The following is a 20862-nucleotide window of genomic DNA, read 5'->3' as shown; positions in this document are numbered from 1 at the left end:
TAGCATACGAGCCGCTCGCGGTCCCACCCTTTCGGCTTGCTGCGCTACACTTCCTCGCGCTGCGATCCGGCTTGGTTTGCCCACGCGTCGAGACTCTAATGGCGCTGAGAGTCTGAAACGAACAACCCGGGTTCGGTCGACCTGCTCACTGCGCGTGAGCTCACCAAAAGTGTGTGTCGACCGAAGTAGGAGCGACGATGCAACGAGTCACGGTTTCGGTGATGTCGGCCTTTTCTTCTTCATTGTACCTCGCGGCACCACTGGTTCTCCTCGCGTGCGGTGCGGACGCATCCGGCGAGGCGGACGTCGTCTCGGAGGCGCATGCGCTCGCAGGCGGCGGGCATTGCGCAGCCGGTTTGCTGCAGAATCCGGAGACGCAGCAGTGCGCGCCGATCGCCGATCGCCGCGCTGAAGCGCAGCGCGCCGCCGCGCGCAGGCCGGAGCGGCTGCCGCCGAATCTCAAGGCGTTGCGCGGCACGGCGGACGGCGCGCCGCCGCGCGCCGAGGCGCGGGCGGCGCGCTCGCGCGTGAGCATCCCCGACCACGTGCCGGGCGGGCTCGGCGCGGGCGTGAGTTACAAGAGCGGCGCGCTGCCCGTAACCGAATCATCGACGCTCTACACACACATGATCGTGTATCCGGAGGGTCTCGGCTTCGACGTGCCGGCGGACTTGTTCACGACGGCCACGAATCGCACGGAGAAAACCGTCGAGGTCGTCGGCTGGTACCGCGAGGCCAGCGTGCATCACATCGGCATTTTCGACTGGTCGTGCTCGGCGACCGATCCGTGCGCGGGCGGTCAGACAGTGCCCTCCTGGATCTGGACGCGACCATTCAGCGACAACACCTGCCAGCTCACGCAAATGGCGGACGGCGCCGGCGTGAACCACGAGACGCTGTACTACGCCAATGCCACCGTCTCCACCGCGAGCGGCTGGGAGAACCGCGTTTTGTTCTGGAATTATTGCACGAGTCAGTGGGATCTCGAGTACGTGCACGCGTTCACGGGTCCGCAACAAGACTGCAGCGTGACCGGTTGCGGCTGGTGGGGCCCGATCGTCGAAAACTTTTCTCCGCTCGAGGATCAGCCGTTCCCGCAGCTCGGCTTCATCGACACGAGCCTCGTTCACGACGGCGTGACGAGCCTTTTGCCGCCGAGCGAGACGGACTTCAACGGCCCGCCTTCGACTTGGCACCTGTGTTTCATCGATCCGAACACGTCCTGGTCGACGAGCCAGATCCCGTGCGGCGCGAGCACGACGCCGTGGACCGCGACGCTCACCTTGACCAGCAACTGGAACACGGGCTATTGCGCGGATGTCGCGGTTCACAACGGCGGCACGACTGCGATCTCCACTTGGTCCGTGTCGCTCGCGATGAATCAATCCACGCTGACGAGCAGCCACAGCGGGAGCTTTCAGGCGACTTCCGCCGGTCAGTATCAGATCACTCCGCTGAGTTGGAATGCGAACCTCGCGCCCGGAGCCACGACCTCGTTCGGCTTCTGCGCGAACAAGACCGGCACAAACTACACGCCAACCGTCACCACGCCCTGAGCGCCGTGAAGCATCTCCGCTCGGCGCAGCGGAATGCTCGATGATCACTCGTCCCGGCGCGGACCGGCGCAGCCTCCGGCGGCGTGTTTGCCGTCCCGGAGCCGGGACGCGAGATCATCGACTCGAACGGGAGTGCTCGCTCGGGCGCGCTCGCGCGCTCCGATGTTGGAACGGGCACGTGATGCGGCGATGCAGACCGACGCCCGGACGGACACGTGTGCCCACGGCACGCCGATGCGCCCCGTAGCGCGCGCGGCGCCGCCCGGACCACGCTCTTTCGACCCAGGACCGAGCCATGACGACGCTCGCGGTCCCACCCTTTCGCTCTGCCGCGCTACACTACCTCGCGCGGCGATCCGGCTTGATTTGCCTACGCGCTGCGGCCCGACGCCGGGGAGGCCGAGCACCATCTCGATCGAGCCGGCCTCGGTCGCGGTAGGGATCTCTGCCGTCGTCTGAGACCGAGCTCTCCCAGGCGGGCCCGTACGCGCCGTGGTGCTCGGGCGCGAGCCCCCGAGAGAGCGGCAGCTCTAGCCATCCGCCGCGGAGGGCCAGCGGGCGCCGGTCCTGCTCGGGGAGCAAGCGGAGCCGGAACTGCCGCCCGAGATAAAGGACCGACTCTCCGCTCACGAACTCTCGCGCGCTGCTGGCGGGGAGCGGGAGCCGCTAAAGAAATCCACGCGGCGTCCGTCGACATCAAGAGCTGTCCGTAACGAAGCGAGCGGTTGGAAGCGAACCTCGTCCAAACGCAGCGGAATTTTCGAACACATCGCATCATCCTTCTTTTTACTTGATCGGTTAGTCACAACAGCTCCACAGTTGCAGGTATGCGTATCGCTTCCTTCAGCGTGCTCGCGTTCGCATTCGCCTGCTCCAGCTCGCCAGACGAGCCCGGCGGCTCGGGAGGCGCAGGGGGCGCCGCCGCGGGCGCCCCGGGCACGAGCGGCACCGGCGGCGTCACCCAACCAAACGGAGGCGCGACGAGCCCCGGCGGCAATGCGACGAATGGCGGCGCAACGACAGGAGGAGCCGCGATGGGCGGAGCGTCGACGGGCGGCGAGCCAGCCGGCGGCTCCTCGGAAAGCGCGGGCACGGCGAGCGGCGGAGCGTCGGCAGGAACTGGCGGAGCGAATGGCGGAGCCGGCGGGGCGAGCGGCGGAGCCGGCGGGACGAGCGGCGGAGCCGGCGGAGCGAGCGGCGGAACCGGCGGCGGCGGTGCCTGCGTCAAGAACCTCGCCTGCAAGCTGGACCCACCGCCGAGCACCGGCGACCTCGCGCAAGACTGCGTCGATCGCATCAACCAGTTCCTCACGCAGTGCGCTTGCCTGCCTGCGCTCAAGCGCCGCAAAGACGGCGAAGCCTGCGCCAACGAGATGGCGAAATACGACGCCGATCACAACATGGCTCACGCCGGCATCCAAGCAAAGATCTGTGAGCCCGGCGGCTCGCAAAACTCCTGCCCTGGCTACTCCTCCAACAAGCAAGTCATCGGCCTGTGCATGCAACAGATGTGGGACGAAGGCCCGCCACCCACCGCAGACTGCACCGGCGACTGCTACGAAACGTACGGCCACTTCATCAACATGACCGACGACTCGGTCACCCAAGTCGCCTGCGGCTTCTACACGACGAGCAGCGGCAAAGTCTGGGCCGTCCAGAACTTCACGCGCTGAGAGCGCGGGTGGGCCCCGCGCTCGGGATCGAGGGCGGCGTCCTGCCCCGCGACGGGTTGGTGCCGATCGGCGCCTTCTCCAGGGTCCTGTACTTCATGGCCTCCGACGGCGCGATCCTCGCCGACGACGGCGTGGGGGAGCGCTTCTTCTTCGCGGATTCGTGGCCCATCTTTCTGGAGCGGTTCGCCCTGGGGCACGAGGCTCCGGACGTGATCCCGGGGTGGCCGGCCCGCCACTGCGCGAGCCTCTCCGAGGACGTGGACAAGGCGCTGGCGCAGGCCCTTGGCGTCCGCGCGCGCCCGAGCTCAGCGACCGGACGCAGTCGTTCTGGACGAGCGACGACCTGGTGATCTGGTCGACGCTCGCCTGCCTCGAGTTCTGCGTGTCCCCCTGTATCCTCTACGCGGACGAACCTGCGGTGATCGAGCAGGCGCTCATATGGATCCAGGCGAACCATCCTGAGCTGAGCATCGAGCGGAGCGAAGCTGCGCGCTGATCGAGCGCCGGCACCGGCGGCCCAGCCTGTTCCTGCCGCCGCAGACTGTGGAGCGAACGCGGCCCCTTTGACGACGCGGCGACGGAGGGAGCCCCGCTGGGCCACATCGGAGCCGCCCTGGGCGGGTAGATGGGCGGAAACCATGGAAATCGCTGCTGTTTCAGGCGACTTCTCGGTATCGACCGGTGTTCCTGGCGGGACTGTTCCGCGGGGGCGAACCGTCGCGATCCGGTGCTGTGCCCGGGATTTCAGGGATGCGTGACGACGGATCGCAGCCCGTCGGTGGAGGTGGGCCCAACCCGGGCCCAATGGGCGAGCCTCGATCCTGGGAGGCTCGCGTCGGCCGACGCGTCGCCTCGGGCTGTCGTGGTTGCCTCGCTCGCCGGCACCCTGAACCGCGCCATCGCCCTTGGGGATGAGGAGGCGGCGCGGATCGTTCACGAGGCGATCGGTCGGCTGCTCGGCCTGGTGCCAGCACCGGATGGGAGAGAAAGGCCAGGGATGCTGGCAGAGCCGTTCTCGCTCACGCGCCGCGCGCCGCAGGCCTCGTAGAACCGCCCGGCGTTCGGATCGCCCTGGATCACGAGGACGCGGTACCCGCGTCGCCGCGCTTCGTCGCGCGCGTGCGCCAGGAGCGCGCTCGTCAAGAGCTTCTCCCTGGACTCGATGAACGAGCGCAGGTCGTAGACCGTCGGTGTATCTCCGCAGGTCGGCTCCACCTGGAGGGCCAACACGAGGATGGATGCATGGAGGGGCCGGACCGCGGGAGGCCTACGCCGCCAGCTCGGCCGCGATCCACGCCGTGAGCGACGGGCATCGCGGGGTCCATCCGAGCTCACGACGGGCGCGAACGGCCTGAACACGACTGTTGGAGCCCAAGAGGTAACGCGCCGGGATCTCGCCCCAAAGCGCCGTCGCTTCCTGGAGGCTGCAGTTCCGGATCCGGCCGAGGCGCAAGCGCGCAGCGATGGCTCGTGCGATCTCCTCGAAAGACGCTTCGCCCGCCTCGACGAAGTAGAACGCGCCGGCGGGAGCTTTGCGGAGCGCCAGCGCATAGAGCGACGACATGTCGCGTACGTGGACGTTCGACCATCGATTGGCACCCTTGCCGACGACGCACACCGCCCCGACCTCGCGGGCCGTCCTGGCGAGCATCGGGACCTGGATGCTCTCCGCGCGCAGGCCGAGGCCGACGCCGTAGACCATAGCGTTGGACAGGACGATGCCCCGCACTCCAACCCGTGCTGCCTGGAGGACCTGGACCTCCACCTCACGCAGGGCCTTCTGCATGGGATGCCCCCCCTCGACGATCGGCTCGTCATCGCTGGAGAGTCGCTCGCTGGCGACGTCGCCGCACGCGTCCTCGGACACGAGGCCGATGCCGCTGCTGTGGATCAGCGCCTTACCAGACCCTTCCAGTCCGCGCACAAGAGCGGTCACGACGTCGCCGCGGAGGCTGTCTGCGGCGTTGACCACGGCGTCCGCTCGGCGCGCCTCGGCCTCGAGCAGCCCATGATCGCTCAGGTCTCCCAGCACCGCGCTGGTGCCCTGCGCCTCGAGCGATGCCATCTGTTCGCGGCGCCGGACCAGGCCCCGAACCGAGTGTCCCTGCTCGGAGAGGTGCTTGGCGACGGATCCGCCGATGTACCCCGTTGCTCCCGTGAGGAAGATCTTCATTCCGGTCCTCCGGCCCCGCCGCCGGCGACCAGCTCAGCCGTGAGCTCGTGGTTGAGCATCGCCGCGGCCTGCATCGCGGACGCTGCCGCGAGGATCGCCCCTTGCATTCGCGAGACCAGATCCCCGCCGGCATAAATACCGGGCACGGACGTCTCGCGGCGCATCGGGTCGACCTGCACGAAACCGTCGTCGTCGAGGGCGACGCCCAGCGTACGGACCAGGTCCACCTGGCGTTGCGGCGGATGGGCGAACAGCACCTCGCAGCGGATCGTCGCGCCGTCCGAGAGCTGGATGCCCTCCAGTCGATCGTCGCGCGCGATGAGGCGCGCGACGGGTCGCGCCTCGACGTGGATCCCCGCGGCGCCGAGGCGGGCGCGGATGTCCGCTTGGACGTCGAACGCTCCGCTCGTGAAGACCACGACGTCTCGAGTCCATCCACGCAGCAGGAGCGGGAACTCGAGGAATTGCACCCCTCGCGCCAGGTAGCCCCACCTCCGGTCCTGGACCTCCCATCCGTGGCAGTAGGGGCATTGGTAGATTGAACGCCCCCACAGCTCGCGAAACCCCTGGATGGCGAGCGGCTCGTCGATCAGCCCAGTGCAGAGGAGGATCCGCCGGGCCTCGACGGTGCCCGCCGCCGAGGTGACCTGGAATGCTCCTCGTGTCCCCGCGATCGCCTCTACCCGGAGGTCGCGCGCCTCCACGCTCGGGTACGCCGCGAGCTGCCGGCGGCCGATCTCCCGGAACTCCTGCGGCGGCGTCCCGTCCCGTGTGACGAAGTTGTGGATGTGCTCCGCGGCCGCGTTCCTGCGAGCCCCCGCGTCGCAGAGCAGGACACGCTTGCGCGCGCGGCCGAGGGCCAGAGCAGCGGAGAGGCCGGCCGGGCCGCCTCCCACGATGACGACGTCGTATGACATGTTGGATTTCCTTGCAGAGAAGGCCGGTCGCGAAGCTCCGCAACCCGATGCGCAGCCCGGGACGGTCAGGGCGGCGCCGAGCGCCGCGCTCGCCTGGAGCCACGCGCGTCGCGTGAGCGGCGGGTCGTCGGTCTCGTTCGCCGTCTCCCCGTCGTAGCTCCGCGCGCCGAGCCGCTGAAGGGCGGGGGTTTCGGTCCAACCGGCGAGGTTTTCGATGGGCTCCGGCCGGATCTGGAGGAGGAAAAGCTCGATCCACTGATCCGCGCCTTGACTTCGCGAGCAACACCCCACCGAAGAGCCGATCCCAGTGGTGAACCGTGATGATGTTGAAGCCGACCTCCACTCCCTCGGCGATCTTTGGCGACACATCGCTCTCCGCGCCAGCGGCGACAGAGCGAGGAGTCGGCGAAGGTGCCAAGGAAAGCGGCGCGGCGAAGGGTGAGCCGGTAGCGGAAACGGTTGTCAACCGACAGCAACTTTTACTGACGCTCTACACCCCATAACTCCAGTCGTAGGGCCGGAAGAGTGCGGGGACGCAGGCACGATCCCGAAACAGGCGGCAGCGCATCGAACGGCCCGGCAACAGGGCGGCGAAGCGAAGGAGAATCCCTCGGCGCTGCGCCGCCAGGCCAGTCGCCGACCCCGATCGGTGATGCCGCGGGCCCTTCACCGCAGGCGATGCGGCGGCGCAGGGCGCCCCGTTGGGCCACGCCGGAGCCGCCCTCGGCGGCAAAGCAGGCGGACGCGATGGAAATCGCTACCGTTTCCGGCGACCGCTCCTCTCCGCCCGGGAATTCCTGGCGGGATTTCTGACGCGCGAAACCAGTGCCCACGAGCCGCCTGCCAGGGGGTCTTTCCGCGTCCGGAGCGCGCGTCACCCCTCGCCCGAGAGCACCGCGGCGATCGCGACGCGCTCCCCGCGCGGGCGCCCGGCCGCGTCGGCGTGGGCCATGTCGAGGGCGGCCAGCACCGTCGAGAGCGTCGCCTGGTCCAGGACCGACGACGCCTCGAGGGCGCGGAGGTCCTCTCCCACGAAGTTCTTCGGGCACGCGTCGATGACTGGCAGCGCGCGCGTCTCCGGCGCGGGCGCGAAGCGGATCGGCAGGCCGTGGGTGCGGCAGATGAGCGGCCGCGCCGCGTAGACCGCGCACCTCCCCTCCCCGTCGAGCGCCGGGCACACGCCCGGGTCGCCCGCCCTCGCGCGCGCCGCGAGCGCCGCCCGGTCGGGCTCGGGGAGCGCCGCGAGCGCCTCGCGGAGGGCATCGGCCTCGATCGACGTCACGGAGAACCGCCGCCGGCAGCAGTCGCTGCACCCGGTGCGGCAGGCCATCCGCGCGCCGTGGCGGGCGCTCGCGTGCGCGAAGAACGCGTCGACCTTGGCAAAGAGCTCGCGGAGGCGATCGCGCGGCGGAGGGCTCATGCGCCGGGTTCTAGCAGCCGAGGGCCCCGGCGCGCCCCCAGGAATAGCGAGCTGATCCGCCGGGACGGGGAGAGCGCCGGCCGGGACAGGGGTTCAGGACGAACGGGAATCAGCAGGTGTTCTCGGACAACCCCCGGCGCAGCAGGATGCTCTCTCCCAGCGCCCACATCTCGGCGCCGTCCCCGCGCACGTCGAACAGGGTGCCCCAGGTGCCCGACGCCTCGCCCCGCCAAGGTCTCGCCGCCGTCGGTCGAGCGCAGGAGCACCCCTTCCCGGCCGCAGGCCCAGAGCGCCCCGGCCTCGTCTCCCCAGATGCTCCGGAGGCCGCCGGAGACCTCGGCCAGCACCTCCCATGTCGCGCCGCCGTCCCGGGAGCGCAGCACGTCGCTGAGGCCCAGCCCGCCGACAGCGAAGAGCTCGTCCCCCCTGCCCCAGATCGCCTCCAGATCGCGCGCGCAGCCGCTCGCGACAGCCTCCCACGCGTCGCCGCCGTCCACCGTGCGGACGATGGTACCGCCGCGGCCCACCGCCACGGCGAGCTGCCCCGGCCCTGCCCAGACAGCGCGGAGGCGCGGCTCGCGCGGGGCTCCCAGCTCGATCCACCGGAGGCCGTCCGCGCCGAGGCGGCAGACAACGCCATCGAGGATGGCGAACGCTCTCTTTGCCCCCTCGCCATGCACCGAGGCCCCCTCGGGCCTGCCGGTCACCTCGATCCAGCGATGTCCGCCGTCGTCCGACCGGATCTGCGCGGAGCCCCCGCCGACAACCAGGATCCTCTCGCCGCTGCCCCACACGGCGATCAGCGAGCCGGCGCCCTCCTCGTTGCTCCTCGCCCATGTCTGGCCGCCATCGTGGGTCTGCGCGATGCTTCCACCGTCGCCCACCAGCACGACCCGACCCGGCCCCGCGACCCAGAGGCCTCGGAACTTCCCCCGGACAGGCACCTTCACCCACGGGCCCTCGAGCGGCGCATCCCCTGCCTGCACTGGCACCTTGGCGAAGCTCTTGCCGCCATCGGTGGACCGGAAAGCAGGCCCGCTCCCGATGCACCAGATCGCGCCGTGATCATCGCTCCACACGCCATACAGGGGCTGTTCCGACCTGAGCGGAGGGCGCTTCCATGTGCGCCCCTCATCCTCGCTGACCGCGAGGAGGCCGCCGTCGCCTGCCGCGATGACAAGGCCAGCGGCGCCGAGCCAGAGCGCGTTGATGGCATTCCCGCTCCCGGTGGGGTGCGATTCCCAGGAGGCGCCCCCATCCCGGCTCGTATGGACACGGCCATCGCCGTCGCCCACGGCCACGAGCCCGCCTCGCGCGCAGAGCGCCTCGCCGTCGTCCCGCAGGGCGACGCCGCGCAGGTCGGCCCCCGGGCCGCAGCTCACGTCGGACCAGCGCCGCCCTTCGTCGATCGACGACAGCAGGGTCCCCCGCTGTCCGGCGGCGATCAGCGCCGGGCCGGCGCCGGGCCGGCGCCGGCGAGCGCGCTCAGGTCCTGGCGAAGGGGCGTCTGCGTCCGCCTCCACCGCTGGCCGCCGTCCTCCGAGCGCAGCACGTGCCCCTGGGTCCCGGCGAGGACGATCACGTGACCTCGCCCCCAGATGGCGCGGTGGAGGGTGCTCATCGGTCGCCGATCACGGCATGTCCGGCGGAAGCGGCACGTTGTGCTCGGAGGAGACCGCGCCGGCCGCGTCCGGGGGCAGGCTGCCGATGGGACCTTTCCCGATGCTCCGCCCTGTCTTCTCGATCCTGCAGGCCGATTGTTTGAACGTCGGCTGCTTGGACAGCGGATCGGTGAAATCGGCCGTCAGGTCGTTGGCGGACTCGTGCCCCTCCCAGCTTCCGTAGTGGAAAGGCACGAACACGAGCCCTTTCTGGACGGTCCTGCCCGGGCGGGCCGGCACCTCGATCCAGCCCCGCGGCGACGTGATCCGCACGACGTCGCCCGGCTGGATGCCCAGCGCGGCCGCGTCGTCCTCGTGGATCTCCACGTAGGCGTGCGGCGCGGCGACCTGCAAATGCGGCGAGCGCGCTGTCTTCGTGCGCGTGTGCCAGTGCCACACAAGGCGGCCCGTCGTCAGCCACATCGGATACCGATCGTCCGGCTGCTCCACGGGCGGCAAGTAACACGTCGGGTGGAGGATCGCACGCCCGCCGGCGCCGATCGCCTCGAACTCCTCCTGCGTGAGCGCCCGGCCGGTGAGCTGGTCCTTGGTGTAGCTCTGCGCCACGCCGGGGGAGGTCGGGAACACGTGATCCGCATAGAGCCGCGGCGTCCCGAGCGGCGCCCTGTCGTTCACGGGCCAGCGCAGCCCGTTGTGCTCCTCCAGCTTCGCGTACGTGATGCCGGTCATGTCGCACGGGCGCCCCCGCGAGATCTCCTTCCACTCCTCGAAGCACTCCTCGGGTGTCCTGTAGGCGATGAGCGGATTGCCCTCCCTGTCGCGGAAGTCCATCCGCGCCGCGAAATCGAGCAAGATCTCGAGATCGGACCGCACGCCCTCGGGCGGCTCCACCGCCTTGCGCAGCAGGTTGATCGTGCGATCCGCGTTCTCCATCGTCCCTTCCTTCTCTCCCCAGAGCGCGGCCGGAAGGACGACATCGGCGACGACCGAGGTCTCGGTCAGGAACGGATCCTGGACGACGACGAACGTGCTCTCGAGCGCCTTCCGCGCCCGCCCCCGGTTCGGGAGCGACACCATCGGATTCGTCCCGATGTTCCAGAACAGGCCGATCTTGCCGTCCTCGATCATCGCGAGGATCTCCTCGATGCCCTTCTCGGGCCCGGCGGGCAGCGCGTGCTCATCCACCTTCCACAGCCTCGCCATCTCCTGGAGGTGCTTCGGGTTGTTGGAGTTGCGCTGCGCTGGATACGTGCCGACCCCGCCCGCCGTGCGGTTCGCCGAGGAGCTGGGCTGCCCTGCCATGTGGAGCGGGCCGCACCCGGGCTTGCCGATCAGCCCCCGGACGAGGTGCAGGTTGTTGATCGCCACGCACGCGGTGGTGGCGTCTGCGCTCTGGTAGGTGCCCTGAAGCGTGGTCGTCACGAGGCTGCTTGTCCTGCCCAGCCGCTCCGCGGCCTCCCGGATCACGTCTCCGGGGACGCCGGTGACCTGCGCTGTTCGCTCGAGCGTCCACGTCTCCAGCGCGGCGGCCATCTTCTCGTACCCCACGGTGTGCTCCTGGATGAAGCGCTCGTCCGTGGCGCCGATCTCCAGCACATGGCGGACGATGCCGTTGAGGAGGGGCACGTTGGTGCCAGGGTAGAGCTGGAGGTGGAGATCGGCCGCCTCCGCCGTCACGGTCCGCCGCGGATCCACGACGATGAGGTACGGCTTGCCGGTCCGCCGTTTCCGCGCCATGACCCGCTCGAACAGGACGGTGCCTGTCTCCGCCAGGTTGTGGCCGAACAGCATCAGCGTGTCTGTCTCGTCCACGTCGTCGAACGACGCCGGCGTGCCGTCGGCGCCGAACGACTGCAGCAGACAGAACTCGGTCGTCGCCGTGCACAGGCGCGTGTTGGCGTCGAGCAGGTGGGTCTGCAGCCCCGCGCGGCCGATCTTGGCGATTGTATAGTAGTCTTCCAGGAAGGCCTGCCCGGTCGAGTAGATGGCGACGCTGTTGCGCCCGCGCTCGTCCAGCGATCGCTTCGCGTGGGCCACGACGAGCGCCATCGCCTCTTCCCAGCTCGCCGGGCGGAGCTCGCCGTCTCCTCGCCGGATGAGCGGGGTGCGCAGCCGGTCGGGGCTGCCGTTGGCGTACCACTGGTTCTCGCCCTTGGGGCCGAGCCTGCCCCGGTTGGTCGGGTGCTTCGCGTTGCCCTTGACGCCGACGATCCGGCCGTCCTTGACCGCCACGTAGCAGCCGCAGCCGACAGAGCAGATGTTGCAGGTGCTGTACACCCACCGATCCACATCGCCCTGCGTATAGACGTTGCTGTCGACCCGCTCCCCCTCCCAGGCCATGGCACCACCTCCTACCGCATGACTTTGTCGTAGAACGACGGGATCACGTACTTCAGCTCGTCGTGACGGAACCGTTCCTCCAGCAGCGCGGCGATCCGCTCCAGCCGCTTCTTCATCTCCGCGGAGAGCGCCGCCATCTCGCGCGCGAGCTGGAGCCGCGGATCGCCCGCCCACCCCAGGTGGCGGACCCAGGAGCGGATGTTGACCTCTGCGATCTCATGGTCGTGGTAGACGATGCTGAGATCGGTCTTGATCGCCTCCATCGCGAGATCGTCGTCGCGCATCTCCGGCGTCAGCCGCTCCAGCGCCGCCTTCTGTTCCTTCAAGGCGGTCCGGAAGAGCACGGCCAGCGGGTCGTGCGACTGCTCTGTCCGCTGAAGCACCGAGTCCGTGAGCTCGGCGAGCTCATGCACGCAGGTCGGCAGCTCGTTCATGCACCGGTCCTCCCACGCGTCCTTCTTGCCCCCCGCGGGCCGGATCGTCGAGAGGGTCCGTCGCTCTCTGCGTGCGCCGCGCGCGCTCCCCTGCGACGGCCGGCGGGCGGCGGCGCGGAGAGAGGGCGGCAGGGCGGGTCAGGGCGCCTGGATCTTCGCCTTCACCCACCGTCCGGAGTCGGTGAGCTGGCCGTCGGACCAGGGGCCGCTCGCGCCAGCGCCGGACCGGAGCGCGGCGCACGCCTCGGCCTTGTCGACGATCGACCAGTTGAGCCAGCTGATCTTGTTGGTGCGCAGGAAGTCGAGCCATGTCTGCGACTCGCCGAGGTCGAGCGCGCCGTCCCCGCTGGCGCTGCAGGTGCCCCACTCGGTCACGAACAGCGGGAGGCCCGCGCTCATCGCGTTGCTCGCCTTGGTGCGCAGGTAGTCCTTGTGCGTGGCGGCATAGAAATGCAGCGTGTAGGCGATGTTGCTGTAGCGCGTGATCGGGCTCCTGGCGGCCACGTCCACGTCCTGCGACCAGGTCGGCGTCCCGACGATGACGAGGTTGTCGGAGCCGGCGCCGCGGATCTCGCCGATCACCTCTTCTGCGTACGACTTCACCTGGGCCCAGGTCTCGTTGTCCGGCTCGTTGTAGACCTCGAAGATCACGCCGGGCTCGTCGCCGTACTCCGTCGCCATCTCCCGGAAGAAGCGCTTCGCTGCGTCCTTGTGGCTCGTCAGGGCCGCGTCGTGATCGTGCCAGTCGATGATCACGTAGATGCCCCTGGCGATGGCGGCGTCGACGATCGTCTTGACCTTGCGCTTCTCCGCGTCCGGGTTGTGGAGGTAGCCGTACCGCCCCTCCACGCTGACCGTCATCGCGGCGCGGACGACGCTCACGTCCCAGCCGTCCACGAGCGTGTTGACGGCGGCGGCGTTGTAGAACTTCTCTCCTTCCCAGACGCTCCAGAACAGGCTCATGCCCTTGAGCTGGAGCTCTGCCCCGTACGCGTCGACGACACGGTTGCCCATCACCTGGAGGCTGCCATGCCGCTCCACCGGCGTGCCCGTGACCGGGCCCGTCCCGGTCGACGTCGTCGAGCTCGTGGCGCTCACGGCGGTGGTCACGCTCGAGGTCGACGCGTCGCCGCCGCCTGCGCCGCCGCTGCCGCCCGCGCCGCCGCTGCCCCCCACGCCGGTCGTTGTGGTCGTCACGGCCGACGTCGACACGGCCGACGTCGACGCGTCGCCGCCGCCTGCGCCGCCGCTGCCGCTCGTGGTGGTCGTCACGCTCGACGTCGAGGCGTCGCCGCCGCTGCCGCCCGCGCCGCTCGTGGTGGACGCCACGGTCGACGTCGACGCGTCACCGCCGCCTGCGCCGCCGCTGCCGGCTGCGCCTGTCGTGGTGGCCGCAACGGTCGACGTCGCTGCGTCTCCGCCGCCGCCCGCGCCGCCGCTGCCGCCCACGCCGCCCGCGCCGCCGCTGCCGCCCACGCCGCCCGCGCCGCCGCTGCCGCCCACGCCGCCCGCGCCGCCGCTGCCGCCCACGCCGCCCGCGCCGCCGCTGCCGCCCGCGCCGCCGTCGCCGCCGCTGCCGCCCTCGCCGCCCGAGGAGGCCGACGTCGTCGTCGACGCCGAGCTGCTGCTCCCGGAGGACACCGTCGTCGTCGACGCCGAGTCGCCGCCTCCCGATGCCGAATCCCCCGCGGTGCCCTCGCACCCGAGCACCATCATGGCCGGCAGCGCGAGATGCAGAAGACCGCGCGTCCATCGCGGCCCGATAAACAACCCCGTCGTCACGTCGTGGCTCATCGTGTTCTCCGAGTGAAGCGCTCGCCCGGTGCGCCTGGCATCGAGCAAAGGGAGTCAAGGAAGGGCATCAAGGAAGCAGGGCCGCCGCGCTGTTAGCAGGGCCAACGCGATGGGTGAAGAAGGAAAGAGGGGCATCCATCTTACCCACAGCGCGTCACGTCATCGCGGCGCGTCACGCCATCGCGAGGACCGCCGAGCGGAACCTGCGCTGTCCGGCGCACCGAGGACCGGGCGCGACGCGATGCGAACCGCCGCGCTCGCCAGAGCATGGGATGAGCCTCGTGGCGCGTCCGGTCCTCGTGCGCCGGACAGCGCCGCGGGGTGAGCTGGCGACGGGCCGGCGCGGATCAGCGCGTCGTATATGCCCTGACAGGAATATACCCCGTACGGTATATTCACTCGCGATGGTCGAGATGTTCGCGGCGCTCGCCGATCCAACCCGCCTGCGCATCGTCGAGCTGCTTCGCGCCGGGCCCCGGCCGGTGGGCGAGATCTGTGATCGTCTTCCCCTGCCGCAGCCTCAGGTGTCGAAGCACCTGCGCGTGCTGAGGGACGCCGGCCTCGTCGACGTCCAGCCGCGCGCGCAGCAGCGCATCTACGGGCTGCGCGCGCGGCGGCTGCGAGAGCTCAACGCGTGGATCGAGCGCTTCCGGAGCATCTGGGACGCGCGCTTCGAGCAGCTCGGGATGCCGAGACCCGGCGCGCTAAGCGCCTGTCGGCAGGACGTCGCGCTTCGAAGAGGCCAGCCCCGAGGTGCGAGCCCCGGCGAGGACGCCTCCCGCGCCGGACCTAGCAGTCGAACACCCCGGCGCCCCGCTCGAGCTCGCCGAACGGGTCCACGAGCGCGCGCACGAGCAGGCGCGCCGGCGCGCTCTCGATGCCGCCCGCCGCGCGCCAGGTGACGTGGCGGAGCTCGCCCAGGAGAGCCCCGGCGAGCGGCGTGTAGACGAGATCGAGCGCCGAGGGGCGGACGCCGTTGGCCTCGTAGCCGTACTCCCAGAGGTGGGTGCCGGCGATGGCGAACGCGACCGCCGCCGGGACGCCGAAGCGGCAGCGCCGCGCCCTGAAGTAGATCTCGCTCCCGAGCAGGCCGTGACCGATCACGTTGATCGGCCAGGGGTCGTGATCCCACCGGAAGGCGGGCTGGGAGGCGTCGAAGAGCGGTGGCTTCGTGAGCGCCTCGCCGTAGTGGTATCCCCAGCGCTCCAGGCGGAAGTCGGCGAACGGCTCGGGCCACAGCACCGCTTCCACGCTGCGCGTCACCGTGAACACAGCCAGGCTGTGCACGATCGGCGGCACCCATGCAGGATCGGCGCTCGCCGGCGCGGCGGCGCCGGCGCGCGGCGGGGGCGCTGCCATGGACGCGCGCTCCGGAGGAGCGGCGGCTCCGGCCGGCGGAGGGGCCGAGTCGACCCGCGGAGCGGCCGAGTCGGCAGGAGGCGCGCTCGCGGACTGGCCGGCGCACGCGGCCGAGAGGACGGCGAGGAGGGCGGCGGCGCACGGGCGGATCTGGGCCATCGGGGACAGCGGACGCGGCGCACCGGGCGCGGCGACCGGGCGCGAGTCTAGCGCGCCGGCGACGGAACCATGGAGGCGTCGAGTATGCTCCAGCGGCATGGCCGAGGTCATGATCATCACGGGCGGCAGCCGCGGGATCGGCGCCGCCACGGCGTCGCTCGCCGCGGAGCGGGGCTACGCTGTCGCGCTGAGCTACCGGCGCGACGAGGGCGCCGCGGCGAGGGTGGTCGACGCGATCCGCGCGCGCGGCGGCGTCGCGGTCGCGGTCGCGGCCGACGTGAGCGTCGAGGACGACGTCGTGCGCCTGTTCCAGACCGTCGACGGCGCCCTGGGCCCGGTCGCGGCGCTCGTGAACAACGCCGGCGCGCTCGAGCGCCAGGCGCGCCTCGCTGACATGACCGCGGCGCGCGTGCAGCGCACCCTTGGCACCAACGTCCTCGGCAGCTTCCTGTGCGCGCGCGAGGCGGTCCGGCGCATGTCGACGCTCCGCGGCGGCGCGGGAGGCGCCATCGTGAACGTCTCGTCGAGGGCGTCGCAGCTCGGCTCTCCCGGCGAGTACATCGACTACGCCGCCTCGAAGGCCGCGGTCGACACGCTCACGATCGGCCTCGCGAAGGAGGTCGCCGCCGAGGGCATCCGGGTCAACGCCGTGCGGCCCGGGATCATCGACACGGACATCCACGCGAGCGGCGGCGACCCGGGGCGCGCCGCGCGGCTCGGCGCGGGCCTCCCCCTCGGCCGCGCCGGCAGCCCCGAGGAGGTCGCGCGCGCCATCCTGTGGCTCGCGTCGAGCGAGTCCTCCTACTGCACCGGCTCCCTCCTGGACGTCGCCGGCGGCCGCTGAGCCGCGCCGCGCCCTCGCCGCCGCCTCATCGCCGCGCGTCCGCCCCGATCGCCTCGGCCACGACGGCCGCGAGCGTCCGCGCCGCCTCCAGGAGCGCGGGCTCCGCGTGCGCGCCGAACCCCAGGATGAGCCCCGGCGCCCGCGGCGCGGAGCGTGGGCGCGCCGCGGTGCTGCGCGAGAGCGGCAGCGCGTCCACGCCCCGCGCCGCGAGCGCCTGGACGACGGCGACGTCGTCCGCGCCCGCGGGCAGGTCGAGCGTCAGCACCGAGCCCCCCGCCGGGGCGCGCGCCCGCACCGCGGGCGGCAAGAGGCGCCCGAGCTCCGCGAGCAGGAGGTCGCGGCGGCGCCGCGTCGCCTGCTTCAGCTTCCGGAGGTGGCGCGCGAAGTGGCCCTCGTCGATGAAATCGGCGAGCGCGGCCTGGAGCAGGTGGGGCGGCGAGCGCGTCGACGCCGCGCGCATCGCGGCCATGGGGCGCACCAGCGCGGGCGGCACGATCATGAAGCCGAGGCGCAGCCCCGGGAACAGCGCGCGGCTGAAGGTCCCCACGTGGATCACGCGGTCCCTCACGCCCTCGATGTCGAGGGCGAGCAGCGATGGCAGCGGCGAGCCGTCGAACCGCAGCTCGCCCTCGTAGTCGATCTCGACGACGACGGCCCCCGCCTTGGCGGCCCATGAGAGGAGCTCGACACGCCGCGGGAGCGTGAGCCGCGCCCCGGAGGGGAACGCGTAGGCCGGCGACACGAACGCGACCCGCGCGCGCGGCGCGCCCCGACGTCGATGCGCGCCGACGTGGACGCAGAGCCCCTCCTCGTCGACCGGGATCGGGACGGGCCGCGCGCCCGCCATGCGCACGGCCGCGCGGAGGGCGAGCGGCCCCGGGTCCTCGATCCAGACGGCGTCGCCCGGGTCGAGCAGGGCGCGGCAGCAGAGGTCGATCGCGCCCTGGGAGCCCTCCGTGATGAAGACCTGGTCGACCGTCGCGCGCACGCCGCGGGCCACCGCGACGTGGTGGAGCACGGCGCGCCGGAGCAGCGGCGCGCCCCGCGGCTCGTCGAGCAGCGCGTCGGCGGCCGACATCGCGCGGAAGCGGCGCGCGAGGCACCTTTCGAGGATGCGCCACGGCAGGAGCTCGAGGTCCGGCAGGCCGACCCCGAACGGCCGCGAGCGGGCGCGCGTCTCGAGCAGCGCGTCGAGCTTGTCGGCCGGCACCACCGCCGCGACGCGCCGCGCGCTCTTCGAGGTGCGCGGCGCGGCCGCGGCGGGCTGGGCGCGGGCGGCGCCCTGCCCCCCGGCGCGCGCCGGCACCTGGGCGACGACCGGCGCCCGGCGGGGGCGGACCACGATGGTGCCGTCGGCGGCCAGCGCCTCGTACGCCGCCACGGCGGTGTTGCGCGACACGCCGAGCACCCGCGCGAGCTCGCGGGACGACGGGAGCTCGCGATCCGGCTGGAGGACGCCCTCGAGCACGGCGCGGCGGAGCTGCTCGACGAGCTGCGCGGCCAGCGTCGCCGGCGCGCCGCGCTCGAGGCGGAGGAAGGCGTGGGGGGCCTGGAGCCCCTGAGGGCCGGAGGAGCCCGGGGAGGCGCGTCGCGCTGGCACCATCGAAACCCGCCGCGGTGGCACTTTCCAGGGTGCCAGATCCGGGTCACTGTGTCGACGAGGAGACGGCCATGGCCACCACGGACGATCCCAGGAGCTCGACCACCGCCCGGGAGCGGCGGGCGTTCTCCGACGGCAAGACGGGCGAGCTGTCGTCGCGCATCGCGCGCCGCGCCGCCGAGGCGCACGCCGGGCGACCGCTCGACCGGCTGCTCGCGGAGGACCTCCCGGGCAACGACCTCACCACGCTGCTCCTCCACTGCCTGCGCCAGCGCGCCCTTCGGAGGAGCTTCGCCGACGTCCTCGAGCACGCGGAGCGCGCGCCGATGACGCACGCATCGGCCGCGGACGCCCGGCGGATCCACGCCTTCGACGCGGCGGCGTTCGCCGCGGCGGCGGGCTTCGAGGCGGTGGATCTCGCGCCTGTCGAGCCGCTCGGCGCCGCCGCGTGCGCGGGTGTCGAGCCGAACAACGTGCTCGCGACGGTCCGCTTCGCCGAGGTCGCCGCGGATCCCACGACCGGGCTCGCGCTGCACGCCGCGCGGCGCCGGCGCGAGGCCGGGCGCGGCGAGCCGCTGCGGCTGTGCGCGAGCCAGCGCGTGCTGCGCATGCAGCCCACGAAGCACCCGGGCTTCAGCCCGCACTTCCGCCTGTTCGCGCTCGTGACGGCCGTCCGCTCGCCGGCCCGGGGCGAGGACGACGCGTGCGAGCGGCGGGCCCTTCTCGAGCAGCTCGTCGTCTGGGCCGACCTGGTCCGCGCGCTGCCGGGCGCCGGCTTCCGCGCGGCGGGGCTGCGCGTGGTCCTCTCCGACACGGCCCTGGTGCGGGCGTGCCTCGGCGCGCGCGGCGTCGACGCGGACGCGATGGCGCTGCGGGCGAAGGCGCACGAGCCCGGCTCGACCGAGGCGGCCCTGCGCGAGGCGTCTGTCGATCTGCCGCGCGCGGCGGCGGATCCCGCGGGCGCGGCGCTGTCGCTCGGCCTCGGCCCGGAGCTCGTCGCGCGGGCCGAGCGCTGGGTCGCCGAGGTGGCCGAGCCGCTCGCGCGCGCGCGGCCCGAGGTCGAGGTCGTCCACGACCTCGCGCGGCTGCAGGGGCTCGGCTACTACGCCGGGCCGTTCATCCAGCTCGTCGTGCGCCGGGACGACGGCCTCGAGCTCCCGCTCGGCGACGGCGGCGCGGTGCCGTGGCTCGGCGCGCTGCTCTCGAACCGCCGCGAGCGGATGATCGCGACCGGCCTCGGGACCGAGATGCTCGTGAAGCTCTACGATCGATCGACGCCGCAGGCCGGCGAGGCTCGCCCGGAGAAAGAGACGCCATGATCCTCGAGACGCCCTCGCTCACGCTCCGCCCCTGGGCTCCGGCCGACGCCGACGCGCTCGTGAAGAACGCGGACGATCGCCGCGTCTGGGCGAACCTCCGGGATCGCTTCCCGCACCCTTACACGCGCGCCGACGCCGAGGGCTGGATCGCGTTCTGCGCCGGGCAGGCGCCGCCCGGCGCGGGCCTGGCCGTCGTGGTGGACGGCGAGGTGGCCGGCGGGATCGGCCTCGAGCGCTTCGACGACGTGCACAGGAACACCGCGGAGATCGGCTACTGGCTCGGCGCGCCCTACTGGGGCCGCGGCCTGGCCACCGAGGCGGTGATCGCGATGACGCTGTATGGCTTCGAGCACCTCGGCCTCGAGCGCATCCAGGCCGGGGTCTACGGCTGGAACGGCGCGTCCGCGCGCGTGCTCGAGAAGGCCGGTTATACGTTCGAGGGGCGGATGCGGCGCCACGTGGTGAAGGACGGGCGGGTGGGCGACGTCCTTCTCTACGCGCGCGTCCGGGACGATGCCGGCGTGGCGCAGGACGGCGCGCGGCGGTGAAGCCGGGGTAGACTTCACCCGATGGTCTTCCGCCAGCCCGCCCTCCACCGCGCCTCGGGCAGCGTCGGCTACGGCCCGTTCCCCATCCGCGCCGCGCGCCTCCTCTTCTCCCTCCTGCTGCTCTTCGGCGCGATCATCGTCTCGATCATCGCGCTCTCGAAGGATCACCTCGCCTGCACGCCCGGCGCGCGGTGCGTCCTGACGCGCGCGACGCCCTCCAGGACGACAGGGTTTCCCATGTCCGCGCTGCGCGACGCGCGCGTCGACATCACGCGGGGGTCGAAGGGAGGCAGCCAGGGCGCCGTCGTCCTCGTCCTGGACGGCGGTCACCAGCTCTCCTTGCAGAAGGTGAGCCCCGAGCGGGCCGCCGAGGTAGCGGCGATCGTCCGCGCGGGCATCGCGGGCGAGCAGCGGATCGACGTCACGCTGCGCGGACCGTGGTGGATCTTCCCGCTCGCGATCGGGATGCTCGCGATGGGGCTCACGATGGCGTACTCGTCCACCAAGGGCCTCGGGCGGTTCCACCTCGAGATCACGCGCGGCGGCGCCGCGCTCCGCGCCCGGCGGTTCGTCCTCGCGATCCCTGTCTCGTCCCACGAGGTCTCCCTCGAGGGCGTCGCCGACGTCCGCGTCGAGGGCGGGACGCTCGGCGAGATGTGGCTCGGCAAGGGAGAGGCGCCCTCGCCGGCCGGGCGCATCGTCCTCGTCGATCGCTCCGGCGCGGCGCGCCCGCTCACCGAGGCCGCCTTCCCTGGCCAGGCCGTGCACCTGCGCGCGGCCGCCGAGCTGCGGGAGCTCCTCGGGATCGAGCGAGAGCGCCACGGCGTCGAGGAGCAGCTCGCGTCGCTGCCGCTCACAAGGACGCCGATCGGGACGCGCATCGCGGTGGCGTGGGCCGGCATGACCGTCGGCGCGCTCGCCGGCCTCGGGATCTTCGGGCTCGCGGGCGTCGCGCTGGGCCTGCTCAGCACGAGCGATCCGATCGAGACGTGGTCCCTCGCTGTCGGCGGCGGCGGCGGCGCGATCGCGGGAGTCGCCCTCGCCCTCTATCTCACCCGGAGTCGGCCGCCACGCTGAGCGCCTGTCGTCGCGGCTCGGCTTTCA

21 protein-coding genes are annotated in these 20862 nt (G+C 72.0%); 10 read left to right on the top strand and 11 right to left on the bottom strand.

Annotation, left to right across the window (positions count from 1 at the left end; translation table 11 throughout):
• Positions 1 to 197 precede the first annotated feature (197 nt).
• The 4 genes from WMF42_RS06210 (at position 198) to WMF42_RS06195 (ending at position 3725) form a co-directional block, all read left to right on the top strand.
• Positions 198 to 1556 (top strand): cellulose binding domain-containing protein, encoded by a 1359-nt coding sequence (locus tag WMF42_RS06210; protein ID WP_437690835.1) that lies wholly within the window; start codon positions 198 to 200, stop codon positions 1554 to 1556.
• Between the two features lie 827 nt (positions 1557 to 2383).
• Positions 2384 to 3229: a CAP domain-containing protein gene (locus WMF42_RS06205; RefSeq protein ID WP_437690833.1), complete on the top strand. Its 846-nt coding sequence runs from the start codon at positions 2384 to 2386 to the stop codon at positions 3227 to 3229.
• A gap of 8 nt (positions 3230 to 3237) precedes the next feature.
• Positions 3238 to 3579: a hypothetical protein gene (locus WMF42_RS06200; RefSeq protein ID WP_437690832.1), complete on the top strand. Its 342-nt coding sequence runs from the start codon at positions 3238 to 3240 to the stop codon at positions 3577 to 3579.
• On the top strand, positions 3576 to 3725 hold the full coding sequence (locus WMF42_RS06195) for a hypothetical protein (RefSeq protein ID WP_437690830.1): 150 nt from the start codon (positions 3576 to 3578) through the stop codon (positions 3723 to 3725). Before WMF42_RS06200 ends, WMF42_RS06195 begins: the two co-directional genes overlap by 4 nt.
• 437 nt (positions 3726 to 4162) lie before the next feature.
• Here the strand turns inward: WMF42_RS06195 and WMF42_RS06190 are convergent, their stop codons facing one another.
• The 9 genes from WMF42_RS06190 to WMF42_RS06150 form a co-directional block, all read right to left on the bottom strand.
• Positions 4163 to 4459 carry a hypothetical protein gene (locus WMF42_RS06190; RefSeq protein ID WP_437690828.1) on the bottom strand — a complete coding sequence of 99 codons (297 nt, stop codon included), beginning with the start codon at positions 4457 to 4459 and terminating at the stop codon, positions 4163 to 4165.
• Between the two features lie 37 nt (positions 4460 to 4496).
• Positions 4497 to 5402, bottom strand: a complete 906-nt coding sequence (locus WMF42_RS06185; protein WP_437690826.1) for an NAD-dependent epimerase/dehydratase family protein — start codon at positions 5400 to 5402, stop codon at positions 4497 to 4499.
• The gene (locus WMF42_RS06180; RefSeq protein ID WP_437690824.1) at positions 5399 to 6319 is read right to left on the bottom strand and encodes an NAD(P)/FAD-dependent oxidoreductase; all 921 of its coding nucleotides are present in this window, start codon (positions 6317 to 6319) and stop codon (positions 5399 to 5401) included. The genes WMF42_RS06185 and WMF42_RS06180 overlap by 4 nt, the downstream gene beginning before the upstream one ends.
• 874 nt (positions 6320 to 7193) lie before the next feature.
• The gene (locus WMF42_RS06175) at positions 7194 to 7739 is read right to left on the bottom strand and encodes a YkgJ family cysteine cluster protein (protein ID WP_437690823.1); all 546 of its coding nucleotides are present in this window, start codon (positions 7737 to 7739) and stop codon (positions 7194 to 7196) included.
• Positions 7736 to 9121, bottom strand: coding sequence for a WD40/YVTN/BNR-like repeat-containing protein (locus tag WMF42_RS06170; RefSeq protein ID WP_437690821.1), 1386 nt, complete (start codon positions 9119 to 9121; stop codon positions 7736 to 7738). The genes WMF42_RS06175 and WMF42_RS06170 overlap by 4 nt, the downstream gene beginning before the upstream one ends.
• 62 nt (positions 9122 to 9183) lie before the next feature.
• The gene (locus WMF42_RS06165) at positions 9184 to 9360 is read right to left on the bottom strand and encodes a hypothetical protein (protein WP_437690819.1); all 177 of its coding nucleotides are present in this window, start codon (positions 9358 to 9360) and stop codon (positions 9184 to 9186) included.
• A gap of 10 nt (positions 9361 to 9370) precedes the next feature.
• Entirely contained in the window at positions 9371 to 11701 is a 2331-nt protein-coding gene (locus tag WMF42_RS06160) for a molybdopterin oxidoreductase family protein (protein WP_437690817.1), read from the bottom strand.
• 11 nt (positions 11702 to 11712) lie between these two features.
• Positions 11713 to 12135, bottom strand: coding sequence for a hypothetical protein (locus WMF42_RS06155; RefSeq protein WP_437690815.1), 423 nt, complete (start codon positions 12133 to 12135; stop codon positions 11713 to 11715).
• Positions 12136 to 12273: 138 nt separating this feature from the next.
• Complete coding sequence (locus tag WMF42_RS06150; RefSeq protein WP_437690814.1) at positions 12274 to 13233, bottom strand: glycoside hydrolase family 5 protein; 960 nt, start codon at positions 13231 to 13233, stop codon at positions 12274 to 12276.
• Between WMF42_RS06150 and WMF42_RS06145 the strand changes: the two genes are divergently transcribed.
• Together WMF42_RS06145 and WMF42_RS06140 are read left to right on the top strand one after the other, a co-directional pair.
• Positions 13187 to 13945, top strand: coding sequence for a hypothetical protein (locus WMF42_RS06145; protein WP_437690812.1), 759 nt, complete (start codon positions 13187 to 13189; stop codon positions 13943 to 13945). The two genes, WMF42_RS06150 and WMF42_RS06145, sit on opposite strands and share 47 nt — an antisense overlap.
• 256 nt (positions 13946 to 14201) lie before the next feature.
• Entirely contained in the window at positions 14202 to 14831 is a 630-nt protein-coding gene (locus tag WMF42_RS06140; RefSeq protein ID WP_437690810.1) for an ArsR/SmtB family transcription factor, read from the top strand.
• Here the strand turns inward: WMF42_RS06140 and WMF42_RS06135 are convergent.
• Positions 14719 to 15447 (bottom strand): DUF3943 domain-containing protein, encoded by a 729-nt coding sequence (locus tag WMF42_RS06135; protein WP_061605415.1) that lies wholly within the window; start codon positions 15445 to 15447, stop codon positions 14719 to 14721. The two genes, WMF42_RS06140 and WMF42_RS06135, sit on opposite strands and share 113 nt — an antisense overlap.
• A 97-nt stretch (positions 15448 to 15544) precedes the next feature.
• On the opposite strand from WMF42_RS06135, the gene WMF42_RS06130 reads away from it, so the two are divergent.
• On the top strand, positions 15545 to 16291 hold the full coding sequence (locus WMF42_RS06130) for an SDR family oxidoreductase (protein ID WP_437690808.1): 747 nt from the start codon (positions 15545 to 15547) through the stop codon (positions 16289 to 16291).
• Positions 16292 to 16316: 25 nt separating this feature from the next.
• On the opposite strand, the gene WMF42_RS06125 is transcribed toward WMF42_RS06130, so the two are convergent.
• The gene (locus WMF42_RS06125; RefSeq protein ID WP_437690806.1) at positions 16317 to 17894 is read right to left on the bottom strand and encodes a PLP-dependent aminotransferase family protein; all 1578 of its coding nucleotides are present in this window, start codon (positions 17892 to 17894) and stop codon (positions 16317 to 16319) included.
• Positions 17895 to 17962: 68 nt separating this feature from the next.
• Between WMF42_RS06125 and WMF42_RS06120 the strand changes: the two genes are divergently transcribed.
• From WMF42_RS06120 to WMF42_RS06110, 3 genes are read left to right on the top strand one after another with little or no spacing between them, the layout of a single operon-like run.
• Positions 17963 to 19210 carry a hypothetical protein gene (locus WMF42_RS06120; protein WP_437690804.1) on the top strand — a complete coding sequence of 416 codons (1248 nt, stop codon included), beginning with the start codon at positions 17963 to 17965 and terminating at the stop codon, positions 19208 to 19210.
• Positions 19207 to 19758 (top strand): GNAT family N-acetyltransferase, encoded by a 552-nt coding sequence (locus tag WMF42_RS06115; protein ID WP_061608022.1) that lies wholly within the window; start codon positions 19207 to 19209, stop codon positions 19756 to 19758. Before WMF42_RS06120 ends, WMF42_RS06115 begins: the two co-directional genes overlap by 4 nt.
• A gap of 21 nt (positions 19759 to 19779) precedes the next feature.
• Positions 19780 to 20835 (top strand): hypothetical protein, encoded by a 1056-nt coding sequence (locus WMF42_RS06110; protein ID WP_437690801.1) that lies wholly within the window; start codon positions 19780 to 19782, stop codon positions 20833 to 20835.
• The last annotated feature ends 27 nt before the right edge of the window (positions 20836 to 20862 follow it).

It is taken from the genome of Sorangium sp. So ce176 (assembly GCF_051519835.1).
Lineage (GTDB): Bacteria > Myxococcota_A > Polyangia > Polyangiales > Polyangiaceae > Sorangium > Sorangium cellulosum_G.
The sequence above is the reverse complement of the archived record's forward strand: the minus strand, read 5'-3'. Positions and strand labels throughout refer to the sequence as shown.